Origin of the sequence: Brachybacterium sp., from assembly GCF_052095815.1 — a bacterium.
In the GTDB taxonomy this organism is placed as follows: domain Bacteria; phylum Actinomycetota; class Actinomycetes; order Actinomycetales; family Dermabacteraceae; genus Brachybacterium.
Map to the genome: position 1 here is coordinate 1 of NZ_JBQDLF010000076.1, position 10,886 is coordinate 10,886.

The 10,886-nt window shown below is 70.5% G+C and carries 10 protein-coding genes; 4 read left to right on the forward strand and 6 right to left on the reverse strand.

Going from position 1 to position 10,886, the window contains the following annotated elements; all coding sequences use genetic code 11:
• Positions 1-265: 265 nt before the first annotated feature.
• On the reverse strand, positions 266-2,572 hold the full coding sequence (locus ACTH43_RS17785) for an AAA family ATPase (RefSeq protein WP_441446228.1): 2,307 nt from the start codon (positions 2,570-2,572) through the stop codon (positions 266-268).
• 101 nt (positions 2,573-2,673) lie between these two features.
• On the opposite strand from ACTH43_RS17785, the gene ACTH43_RS17790 reads away from it, so the two are divergent.
• Positions 2,674-2,979: a DUF2277 domain-containing protein gene (locus tag ACTH43_RS17790; protein WP_441446229.1), complete on the forward strand. Its 306-nt coding sequence runs from the start codon at positions 2,674-2,676 to the stop codon at positions 2,977-2,979.
• Positions 2,980-3,016: 37 nt separating this feature from the next.
• On the opposite strand, the gene ACTH43_RS17795 is transcribed toward ACTH43_RS17790, so the two are convergent.
• Genes ACTH43_RS17795 through ACTH43_RS17810 form a run of 4 tightly spaced genes read right to left on the reverse strand, consistent with a single transcriptional unit; the run spans position 3,017 to position 6,507 of the window.
• Positions 3,017-3,811 (reverse strand): enoyl-CoA hydratase/isomerase family protein, encoded by a 795-nt coding sequence (locus tag ACTH43_RS17795; RefSeq protein WP_441446230.1) that lies wholly within the window; start codon positions 3,809-3,811, stop codon positions 3,017-3,019.
• A 43-nt stretch (positions 3,812-3,854) separates the two neighbouring features.
• The gene (locus ACTH43_RS17800; RefSeq protein ID WP_441446231.1) at positions 3,855-4,631 is read right to left on the reverse strand and encodes an SDR family NAD(P)-dependent oxidoreductase; all 777 of its coding nucleotides are present in this window, start codon (positions 4,629-4,631) and stop codon (positions 3,855-3,857) included.
• A gap of 29 nt (positions 4,632-4,660) precedes the next feature.
• Positions 4,661-5,803: an acyl-CoA dehydrogenase family protein gene (locus ACTH43_RS17805; RefSeq protein WP_441446232.1), complete on the reverse strand. Its 1,143-nt coding sequence runs from the start codon at positions 5,801-5,803 to the stop codon at positions 4,661-4,663.
• Positions 5,804-5,838: 35 nt separating this feature from the next.
• Complete coding sequence (locus tag ACTH43_RS17810) at positions 5,839-6,507, reverse strand: TetR/AcrR family transcriptional regulator (RefSeq protein WP_441446233.1); 669 nt, start codon at positions 6,505-6,507, stop codon at positions 5,839-5,841.
• A gap of 221 nt (positions 6,508-6,728) precedes the next feature.
• On the opposite strand from ACTH43_RS17810, the gene ACTH43_RS17815 reads away from it, so the two are divergent.
• Positions 6,729-7,670 (forward strand): hypothetical protein, encoded by a 942-nt coding sequence (locus ACTH43_RS17815; RefSeq protein WP_441446234.1) that lies wholly within the window; start codon positions 6,729-6,731, stop codon positions 7,668-7,670.
• Positions 7,671-7,721: 51 nt separating this feature from the next.
• On the opposite strand, the gene ACTH43_RS17820 is transcribed toward ACTH43_RS17815, so the two are convergent.
• Entirely contained in the window at positions 7,722-9,035 is a 1,314-nt protein-coding gene (locus ACTH43_RS17820; RefSeq protein WP_441446235.1) for an MFS transporter, read from the reverse strand.
• Between the two features lie 415 nt (positions 9,036-9,450).
• Here ACTH43_RS17820 and ACTH43_RS17825 point away from each other — a divergent pair, with 415 nt between their 5' ends.
• Together ACTH43_RS17825 and ACTH43_RS17830 are read left to right on the forward strand one after the other, a co-directional pair.
• Positions 9,451-10,560 carry an alcohol dehydrogenase family protein gene (locus tag ACTH43_RS17825; protein WP_441446236.1) on the forward strand — a complete coding sequence of 370 codons (1,110 nt, stop codon included), beginning with the start codon at positions 9,451-9,453 and terminating at the stop codon, positions 10,558-10,560.
• A partial coding sequence (locus ACTH43_RS17830) for a proline racemase family protein (protein ID WP_441446237.1) occupies positions 10,550-10,886 on the forward strand: 337 nt, incomplete at its 3' end. The genes ACTH43_RS17825 and ACTH43_RS17830, both read left to right, overlap by 11 nt.

Genomic DNA, 10,886 nt, shown 5'->3' on the forward strand with positions numbered 1-10,886 from the left:
AGTGGGAGTGAGCTTGAGACCCTTTTAGGGTTTCGCTCCTCCCACTCCTTTTTTCATGCCCAAAAGCAGGGGCCCACCAACGAGCGATGAAGTACTGGTCTAAGGGCCTTGTGTGCTACCCGCTGTGCACGCTCGCAATGACCTGCCTCGAATTCAGGGCTGAGTCGATCGCTCGATACTGCAATCGGCTATCGGGACCCAGCCTGACCGACCGCTGGCACGGCACCGCACAATGCGGTGCGGGACATCACCGCGGACGTCGTCCTCACTGCCCGGCCCACTCCAGGAACTCCTCGGCCGCGATCACCGGCTTGCCCCACTTCACCGCGTTCTTGGTCTTGTTCGACTGGGTGCCGAGCTCGGCGACCACGAGCACGTCGCTCTTGGTCTTGGTGACGTTCGGTACCGCCACGAGCCCGCGATCCTCGGCGAGCCGCTCCAGCCGGTCACGGCTCACGAAGCCAAGGGCGGGGGAGACGACCTCCCCGGTGAAGCACACCCGAGCTCCGGGCACGAGCACCTCGTCCAACACTGACTTCTCCTCGAGCTCGAAGCCGTCGGGAAGCACCCGCACCCCGTAGTGCGCCTCGACAGCGCGCAGCCGCTCCACCACGAGCGAATCCGGGTGGAGGACCCGCTCCCATGCGGTCTCCAGCGCCTGGGCCAGCACGAGTGCGGCGTCATCCTCGGCAGAGAGGTTGCCACCCACCACGAATCCCTCCGGGCCCTCCATCCCGTCGGCCCCGGTGCTGCGGGCGAGCAGGAAGCCATGCCCGCGCACCAGCTGGGGGAACGCGGTCCCACCGGTCGCCGGCATCGCTCCCTCGGCACGCAGTCGCTGCACGGCTGCGCGCGCCGTGCGGGCACGCTCGAGCGCCGTCGGGGCACGCAGTCCGGCCCGCTCAGCGGAGGTGAGGGCGCCCGTCGGCAGATCGACCCCGAGCGGCATCGGCTCCACGATCCCATTGCGCTTGAGCTCGAAGTCGATGCGGGAGAGCTGCTGGTCCACCCCCGCCCCGATCGGCACCCGGCCGGCGAGCAGCGGGGACAGCGCCCGCCACGCCTCGACCAGCAGCGGCGCGAGCTGCACATCCCGGGTGGTGAGGCCGAACTCAGTGCGGGCGGCGAACAGGTCGCTGGTGGGGTTGATGACGGTCGTCGCTTCGTCGCCCTCGTCGGTGACCAGCGCGATCTCGACCGGTCGGGGGCGGTAGCGGTCCCCGTCGTTGCCAACGGCGAGGGACGCCAGATACACCTCGTCGAGGTCGTCCGCCGGCGCGGCCCGCGAGGCGAGGAACCGTCGCACTCGGGTGTCGGACTTCAAGTCGCGTGGCAGCACATCGCGCTTCAGCACCAGGCCTTCCAGGCTCGTGCAGCGTGAGAGCGCCACATACAGCTGGCCGTTGGCGAAGGTGCCTCCGGTGAGGTCCACAATCACCCGCTCGAGGGTCTGGCCCTGGGACTTGTGGATCGTGATCGCCCAGGCCAGCTTCATCGGCAGCTGGGTGAAGGTGCCGATCACCTCGTGGACGAGTGAGCCGCCCTGCATGCCGGGGCGAGTGATGTCCCAGGTGTACGGGGACACCAGGACGGTGCGGCCGTCACGCAGCTGGACGGTGACCAGGGGCCCGTCCTCATCGCTGCCGATCGCGTCGATGCGGCCCAGGGTGCCGTTGACCCAGCGGTCCAGCGGATCGTTGGTGAGCATCATGATCTGCGCGCCGACAGCGAGCTCCAGCTGCACATCGGTGGGGCGCTCGAACCCGTCGGTCTCCCCGCGGATGACGGCGGGGAAGGTCTGGGCCGGGTGCGGCAAGCGTTCGAGCAGCTGGCGATTCCGGGCGCCGACGATCCGGTTGGTGGTGGCGAGCGTCAGCCAGAACTCCTCGAGCGGGGCTTCGAACTCCGGGTCCGTCCGACGGTTCAGCTCCGCGCGCGCGTCCTCCAGCAGTGCCCCGTCGCGCACCGCGTTCAGCAGATCCACCAGTCGGTCATCCCCGAGCTGGCGGAACACGGTGGCGAGCTCGACGACCGGGAAGGTCTCCCGGTCGAACGAGCGGGCGGAGAAGAAGAAGGGTGTGCCATAGCGCTCCTCGATGAAGGACGCCTCCGCGTCGGTCACCACCGGCGGCAGCTGATACAGGTCCCCGACGAGCACCAGCTGCACCCCACCGAGCGGCTCCCCGGGCCGCGGACCGAAGCGCTCGAGCGCCGCGGTGAGGGCGTCGAAGAGGTCGGCGCGCACCATCGAGGCCTCGTCGATGATCAGCGTGTCCAGCTCCGCGAGCGCCTTCGCGAAGCGGCCCGGGTAGTAGCCGCCCCCGCGCACCATCTCCTCGCTCACCCCGAGCGGGAAGGAGAACAGGCGGTGGATCGTGTACCCGTTCACGTTCAGCGCCGCGATCCCGGTGGGCGCGACCGTGATCGTCGACCGCGTCGTGGTCTCCAGGAAGTGCCTGATCAGCGTGGACTTGCCCGTGCCTGCCCGGCCGGTGAGGAAGAGGTGGTCGCCGGCGTGCAGGTGGTCCAGGGCATCCTGGAACTCCGGAGTGATCGTGAGCTGGGTGGGCATGGGTCCATTGTCCCGGATGGGGGCGGGGGTGAGGCGGGGAGGGTGCCGTGCAGTCTCCGCCGGGCATTGCCCGGCCCTCGCTCCCGTGCCAACCTTGTCCCATGTGCCGCAACATCAGGCCCCTCCACAACTTCGCGCCCGAGGCCACCTCCCAGGAGGTGCACGATGCCGCGCTGCAGTACGTGCGCAAGGTCAGCGGGATGACCAAGCCGTCTCAGGCGAACACCGAGGCATTCGAGCGAGCGGTCGCCGAGATCGCGCATGCCACCGAGCATCTGCTGGCTGAGCTGGTGACCGCCGCCCCGCCGAAGGACCGCGAGGAGGAGCGGGAGAAGGCCCGGGCCCGGAATGCCAAGCGGTTCCCGCAGAGCTCCGTGCAGACCACCCCGCAGCCCGCCGCATCCTGAGGCGGGCGGCCGCCGGGCCGTCGGCTCCCACCGCGGGTCACTGCCCCTCGAACCCCGGCGCCCGCTTCTCCAAGAACGCCGCAGCCCCCTCGGCCTTGTCCTGCGTCGTGTAGAGCAGCGTCTGCGCGAGCTGCTCCAGCAGCAGTCCCGTCCGCTGATCCGCGTCCGCTCCCGGACCGACGACCAGCTTCGCGAGTCGGATCGCGAGCGGGCCCTTGGCGAGGATGCTCGCCATGATCTCCGCGGCCGTGGGCAGCAGTTCCGCGGCGGGCACCACCGTGGTGACCAGGCCGTAGTGCTCCGCCTGCTCGGCGGTCAGGGCTCGGCCGGTGAGGATCATCTCGAGCGCTCGGCCGACGCCCACCAGACGGGAGAGCCGCTGGGTGCCGCCGGCGCCGGGCAGCACCCCGAGCCCCACCTCGGGCAGGCCCATGCTCGCGTTCTCCGCGGCGATGCGGATGTCACAGCTCATCGCGAGCTCCAGGCCGCCGCCCATCGCGACACCGTTCAGGGCGGCGATCGTGGGCTTCGGGAAGTCCTGGATCCGGTCGAAGAGCTTCTGCATCGTGGCAGCCAGCCCGTCGACGGTCTTCCAGGCGGCGAGCTCGGAGATGTCCGCCCCGGCGGCGAAGGCCTTCGGGCCGCTGCCGGTGATGATCACCCCGCGCACGGCGTCGTCGGCCGCCCAGGCATCCAGCGCCTGGGCGATCTCTGCCTGCATGGTCGCGGTGAGGGCGTTGCGCTGCTCCGGGCGGTGGAGCGTGATCGTCCCGATCGGGCCTGTCACCTCGGCGCGGATCGTCTCGAAGGTGCGGGGCTGCTGCTCGGTCATGCTCGCCTGCTCTCTGCGTCGGTGGTGAGATCGCGGGGTGGGCTCAGGCCATGGTGAGCCCGCCGGAGACGGACAGGGTCTGGCCGGTGATGTAGCTCGAGGCGGGGGAGGCGAGGAAGGCGACGGCGTTCGCGAGATCCTCCGGCTGGGCGAGACGGCGCAGCGGGATCGCCCGCTCCAGTGATGCACGCAGCCCCGGGCTGTCCTCGGAGATCGAGGCGAACAGCGGAGTATCTGCCGGGCCGGGGCACACCACATTCGCCGTGATGCCGGCGCGGGCGCTCTCGCGGGCGAGCGTCTTGGTGAACGCGACGATCCCTCCCTTGCAGGCCGAGTACACGGCCTCCCCGCTGGAGCCCACGCGGGCGGCGTCCGAGGCGATGTTCACGACGGTGCCGTGGCCCTGCTCCGTCATCACCCGCACCACCGACTGGCAGCAGTGCAGCGTGCCGTAGAGGTTGATCCCGATGATGCGATCCCACAGCGCGGGATCCTGCTCGAGGAACGGGCCGACCTTGTCCCAGCCGGCATTGTTGACCAGCACATCGATCCGGTCGAAGTGCTCGGTGACCTGGGCGGTCATCGCGTCCACGCTCGCGCGGTCGGAGATGTCGACTGGGACGGCGAGGGTGTCACCACCGAGCTCCGCGGCGACCTCTCGGGCCGCGGCCTCGTCGAGATCGGCGACCACCGCGATCGCCCCGTCGGCCGTGAGCCGGGTCGCGATGCCCTTGCCGATGCCGCTCGCGGCACCGGTGACGATGCAGATCCGCCCGGTGAGATCCTGATCGTTGGTAGCGGGGGCTGACGGCGGGGGCATGACGGTTCTCCTCGGGGCAGGTGGTGCGTTCACGGCGCGAGCTCGCGATCCACGCTGTGGCGGGCGATGACGAGCTTCATGATCTGGGCGGTGCCGTCGCCGATCTGCAGCCCCAGCACGTCGCGCAGGCGCTGCTCGATCGGCCGGTCGGTGAGATAGCCGTACTGGCCGTGGCTGAGCAGGCACTGGTGGATGACGTCGTAAGCAGTCTTCGGCGCCCACCACTTGCACATCGCAGCCTCCTTCGTGTGCGGCAGCCCGGAGTCCTTCAGCCAGAGGGTCCTCTGGCAGAGCAGCCGGGCGGCCTCCAGCAGGGTCTCCGCCTCGGCCAGCGGGAACGCCACCCCCTGGAAGGAGCTCAGCGGGCGGTCGAAGGCCAGGCGAGAGCTGGTGTACTCCCAGGTCTCCTCGAGCGTGACCTGCGCGGCGCCGAGCACCTGCAGGCCGATCAAGGCACGGGAGAAATCGAACCCCTGCATCACCTGGGTGAACCCCGTGCCCAGCTCGCCCAGCAGGTTCTCCTCGGGGATCCAGGTGTCGGTGAACTCCACCATTCCGCGGCCCACGGCACGGGTCCCCATGTCGGGGGCGACGCGGCGCTCGACTCCGTCGCGGTCCAGCTCCACCAGGAAGGCGCTGATGCCGTGACCGCGCCGTCCCTCCTCGGTGCGGGCGAACACCACGGCGGCGCTCGCATGCATCGCGAAGGACATGGACTTGGTGCCGCGGAGCACCCAGCCGTCGGCCTGGGACGTGGCGGTCATGGAGGGGCTGCCGGCGTCGGATCCGGCGCCCGGTTCCGAGAGCCCGATCGCCACGATGTCCTCACCGCTGGTGATCCGGGGGGCCCACCGCGCCGCGACCTCCGTGCGTGCGGTGCGCGCCAGGATCTGGCCGACGAGGGAGCCGATGACCTGGACGTACGCGACGGTGAGGTCGCCCCGTGCGATCTGCTCGGTGAGCATGCCGGTGGTGAGCGCGCGCTCGCCGCGGCCGCCGAGTGCCGCCGGGAGCTCCGGGGCGATCAGGCCGCGTGCTCCCATGAGCAGGCGCAGCTCCGGCTCGATGATCCGATTCGTCTCGCGCTGGGGGTAGTCGGGGGCGATCTGAGCGGCGACCTCGGCGGCCGCGTCGATATAGCCCTGCATCGCGTCGTCGATGACGAAATCCATGAGGCCTCCTGGGGCTGCGGTGGGGGAGCGGCGTGCTAGGTGAGGTCGCCGAGCAGATCGGGGTAGTCGCTGCGGTGTTCCGGGCGGATGGCGGTGGAGAGCAGGAGCGCCGTCTGGGTGCGGAGGAACTCCTCGAACGTCATGCGCGGGGCGAAGTACCAGTGCTTCAGCGCCCAGGAATGGGCCACCGTGAGCAGGTCGTAGGAGTACAGCTCGGCGTGGATCGGCCGCAGCAACCCCTGCTCGACGGCGGTGTCCACAGCGCTGCGCAGGGGCTCGACGGTCCGGATCTCCAGCTCCTTGACGACCGCACGGGCCGCCTCGTCCAGGGTGTTCGCCTCGCGGTAGGTCAGCATCACCGCCTGGCGGTTCTCCCGGATGACGGTGCAGTAGGCGGCGAACGCGCCGGCGATCTGACGGACCGGGTCGTCTTCGGGCTTCAGCGCCTCGGAGAGGAGTCGCCCCATGTCGTCGAGCACTCCTTCGGTGACGGCCTGCACGAGCTCCTGCTTGTTCGCGAAGTACCGGTAGATCAGGCCAACGGAGACTCCGGCCGCAGCCGCGATCATCTGCATGGAGACCGCTTGTGAGCCGCTCCGCTCCATCAGCGGGACGGCCGCGTGCAGGATCTGCCGCCTCCGTGCATCGGTCCTCGCGGCGCGGGCGGCCTCCTCCGGGACGATGGCTGTGTCGTGACGGAGCACGTCCCCTCCTTCGGGTGCACGCGCACCGCTCGGTTGCTGCGCATGAGAACGTCGCTCAGCGGAAGTGAATGATGCTTCATCATGAAGTCTGGCGTGGGCCATGATGGCGAGTCAAGGGGTGGATGGTCGGGACTGGCGGACCGTTCCTCCACACCGCCCTGCCGTCCACATCGCACGATGGACAGTGGAGCGCCGGCCGGTGCGTCGGCCACGCTCGGGGCATGACGATCGATGATGCACTGCCCACGGCCTCCGTCCGCTTCGGCGGCGACCCCGCCGGCGACTCCTCCGCCCCGCCGGCCCGACCCATGCCCTGGTTCCTCGGTGACGCACCAGCCCCGACGGAGGAGCCCACGGACGAAGTGGGCCGCCGCGAGATGGCGGCGGCGGCTGCACAGCTGCCGTTCCTCCGGGTGGTCCGTCACCTGCTCGACTTCGTCGGAGACGGGTGTCGGCTCACGAAGCAGGGGGCCCTGTTCGCGGTGGATCGCCGGCGGATCGAAGAGCTGTGCCGCGACCCCGCCGACGGCTGGTCCTGGCGCCCATACGGTGCGGACTCACGGGTCCAGGAGGCTTGGAACCTGCTCATTCGTCAGGGCTGGCTCACCCGCGAGGACGGAGAGGTGCGGCCGACGAGCAGCCCCCTGTTCAGCAGTGAGGGCACGACCCTCACGGAGGAGGGGATCCATGCCGCTCGCCGGTTGCTCGCCGCAGTGCTCGAGGATGCCTGCCCCATGGACCGGTACTTCGTGACCACGGACGGGGCCGAGAGGGATATCTGGGATGCGCTTCTGGTGGCCAGCGGGCCCGACGGCCTGGTGCTGCCCGATCACCCCCGTGATGGCGCCCTCATCCACTGCTTCGAGTCGGTGGACTTCCTGGTGGGACTGCTCCGGCACCCCTATGTGCGTGATGTGCCGATAGACCGCGCCAGTGGGCACGTCGAGGACAGCGCCATACGACAGCTCGCACAGACCGCGGAGGCCCTCTGCCGACTGGTCGGATGCGGTGTGGTCACGCACGGGGATGAGGAGGAGTCCGTCGCACGGGACGAGTACTGGTATGCGGACGACCCTCCCAGAGGGAGACCGGTGCGGGCATTCCGGACCCCCGCGCTGATGCGCGGCGCCATCGCCTTGATGAGGGAGGGGGCGCCCGGGTGAGGGAGCGACGGCCCGCCTGATCTCTCTCTCGCTGCCGCCGATCCCAGAGGGTCAGAGGGGCGCCGGCATCTCGCTGTCGATGGACGCCGCCGCCTCGGCTCGACGTACCAGCTGCCGTTGGTGCACTGCGTACGACCAGCCCGCGATCCCCAGGCCCAGCACAGCCAGCACCACGCCGGTCCACGCCGGGGCGAGCAGGCCCCAGCCGGCGGCGAGCACGGCCGCACCGAGCGCAGCTCCGAGGGAGTTGCCGATGTTCAGCGCCGAGTGGTGCAGGGCAGCGGCCAGCGACGGGGCGTCCGGGGAGGCGTCCAGCAGGAACAGCTGCAGGGAGGGGCCCATCATCTGGGAGGTGATCGCGATCGCGAGCAGCACCACCATCCCGGCGATCGCGTTCTGGGCGACCAGCCCGAACACCGCGAGGCTGAACGCCATGCCGGTCAGGCCGAAGAAGATGGTGCCGTAGATGCTGCGGTCCGCAAGGCGGCCGGCGAGCAGGTTGCCGAGCGTCATGCCGAGACCGAAGACGAACAGCGCCAGCGGCACGGCGCGCTCGCCGAGGCCCATCACGCCGGGGACGATCTCGCCGATATAGCTGTAGACGGCGAACATGCCGCCGAAGCCGATCGAGCCGATGCCGAGTGCGAACCACACCTGGGCGCGGCGGAGCGCACCGAGCTCCCCGCGGATCGAGCTGGTCGAACCGGTACCTTCAGGTTCGGGCACCAGGCGCCAGATGGCCAGTGTGGTCGCCGCGGCGATCACCACCACGATCACGTACGCCGAGCGCCAGCCCACGATCTGGCCGAGCGCGGTCGAGGCCGGCACCCCGATCATGGTCGCGATCGTCAGCCCCAGCATCACCAGGGACACCGATCGGGCGCGGCGTCCCGGAGGGGAGAGGCGGGAGGCGACCAGCGAGGCGACCCCGAAGTAGGCGCCGTGGGGGAGCCCGGCGACGAAGCGGGCGACGGCCAGCGTCGTGAAGTCCGGGGCCATGGCCGAGACCAGGTTCCCGAGCCCGATCAAGCCGATCAGCAGCACCAGCAGTCGGGCGCGCGGGATCCGCACCGCCGCGATCGTCACCAGCGGCGCACCCACCACCACTCCGAGCGCGTACAGGGTGATGAGCATTCCGGCCTGGGGGATGGACACCTCGAGGTCGCGGGCGATCTGCGGCAGCAGTCCCATGCTCGCGAACTCGGTGGTGCCGATCGCGAAGGCGCCCAGCGACATCGCCAGGATCACCAGGCGCAGCCGGCCGGGGGACAGCGGCGCGGAGGGCGTGGGGGTGGACGGGCCCGACGTCGGGGAGCCCGGCGCCGGGGAGCGGGGCGCTGGCGAAGGGATGGGATGCGAGGTCAAAACAGCTCCGGCGCGGGGATCGGGTGGGATTCGCTGCCGACGCTGGAAGCGGTGAGTACCCCTTGATCGTAGAGGCGGGCGTGCGGTCGGGGCCAGGGAAGGTGAGCGACGCAGTCGTCATGCGCGTGTCGCCTCCGTTCTGCCCCGCCCTGTCACGCGCCGCGGGCTGCTCAGCCGCGGGGCTACTCTGCCGTGGGGCTGCTCAGCCGCGGGGCTACTCTGCCGCGGGGCTACTCTCCGGTATCCCCCTCCCAGCTGTCGCCTGGTCGCGTCCCAGGCGACAGCTCAGAGGGGGTACCTCCGGGTAGTCCTGGTGGAGGGCGGCCCCCTGGACCTGAATCGTTCTGCACTGCCACGCTGGCCCCGAGTGGCGCGAGCGCGGGCTCATGCGCCCCGATCGACAGGAGGGGCCCCGATGGCGGCGATCCCGACCCGCATGCAGGCGATGCGGCTGATGGGCCACGGCGGTCTGGACCAGCTGGTCCACACCCGCGAGGCCCGCACCCCCAGCCCCGCACCGGGAGAGGTGCTGATCGACGTCCACGCCTGCGGCATGAACAACACCGATATCTGGGTGCGCGAGGGTGTCTACGGCAGCGACACCGACCCGTCGCAGATCTCCAGCTGGCGGCGGGGCCGCCCCACCCTCACGTTCCCCCGCATCCAGGGCGCGGACATCGTGGGCCGCATCGCGGCCGTCGGCGGCGGGATCCCCGCCCGCCGGATCGGCCAGCGGGTGATGGTCGACTTCAGCCTCTACCACCGCCCCGAGGGCGATGACTCCCTGGCCGACATCGACTACATCGGCCACGGTCGCGACGGTGGCTACGCCGAGTACGTCGCGGTGCCGGCGGAGAACGCCCACGAGATCACCGCCGACCTCACCGACGCGGAGCTGGCGACCTTCTGCTGCGCCTATCTCACCGCCGAGCAGATGCTGGACCGGGCTCGCCTGGTCGAGGGGGAGCGGATCCTGATCACCGGTGCGTCCGGCGGCGTCGGCTCCGCGCTGCTGCAGCTGGCTCGGGTGCGTGGCGCGATCCCCTACGCGGTCACCAGCGCCGGCAAGGAGCAGGCGCTGCGCGAGATCGGCGCCGAGGAGGTGGTGCTGCGGGAAGACGCGGACCTGGTCGCGGAGGTTGCCCGGGTGGCCGACGGGCCGATCGACGTGGTCGCCGATCTGGTCGCCGGGCCCCTGTTCAACGACCTGCTGCGGCTCCTGCGCCCCGAGGGCCGGTATACGACCGCCGGCGCGATCGGCGGGCCGGTGGTGCAGCTGGACCTGCGCACGATGTACCTCAAGCACCTCGAGCTGCACGGCTCCTCGCAGGGCACCCGCGCCGCGTTCCGTCGGCTCCTCGGCTATATCGAGACCGGGCAGATCCGGCCGCTGCTGGACCGCACCTTCCGCCTCTCCGCGCTGCACGAGGCCCAGCGCGCCTTCCAGGCCAAGACCTACATCGGCAAGCTGGTGGTGGTCCCGGACCGCCACTGGGACACGGTCGGAGCGCCCCATGCGCCGTGAACGCAGCATCACCCTGATCGACACCCAGTCCGGCGGGGACGTGAGCCGCGTGGTCACCGCCGGGATCAAGGAGCTGCCCGGCGATAGCGTCCTCGAGCAGGCCCGCTACCTGCAGCGGGAAGGGGACGGGCTGCGCCGGCTGCTGCTCTCGGAGCCCTACGGAGACCCCGCGATGTCGGTGGACCTGATCGTGGCGCCGCGTCATCCCGAGGCCCAGGCGGGGTACATCATCATGGAAGCGATGGGCTACCCCCTGTACTCCGGCTCCAACACGATCTGCGTCGCGACCGCCCTGCTCGAGAGCGGGATGATCGAGATGACGGGCG

What these genes read in the sequence shown, in the direction of transcription:
- ACTH43_RS17825 (WP_441446236.1), top strand. Translation starts at nt 9,451, where the DNA reads ATGGCGGCGATCCCGACCCGCATGCAGGCGATGCGGCTGATGGGCCAC.
- ACTH43_RS17805 (WP_441446232.1), bottom strand. Translation starts at nt 5,803, where the DNA reads ATGGATTTCGTCATCGACGACGCGATGCAGGGCTATATCGACGCGGCC.
- ACTH43_RS17785 (WP_441446228.1), bottom strand. Translation starts at nt 2,572, where the DNA reads ATGCCCACCCAGCTCACGATCACTCCGGAGTTCCAGGATGCCCTGGAC.
- ACTH43_RS17795 (WP_441446230.1), bottom strand. Translation starts at nt 3,811, where the DNA reads ATGACCGAGCAGCAGCCCCGCACCTTCGAGACGATCCGCGCCGAGGTG.
- ACTH43_RS17815 (WP_441446234.1), top strand. Translation starts at nt 6,729, where the DNA reads ATGACGATCGATGATGCACTGCCCACGGCCTCCGTCCGCTTCGGCGGC.
- ACTH43_RS17790 (WP_441446229.1), top strand. Translation starts at nt 2,674, where the DNA reads ATGTGCCGCAACATCAGGCCCCTCCACAACTTCGCGCCCGAGGCCACC.
- ACTH43_RS17800 (WP_441446231.1), bottom strand. Translation starts at nt 4,631, where the DNA reads ATGCCCCCGCCGTCAGCCCCCGCTACCAACGATCAGGATCTCACCGGG.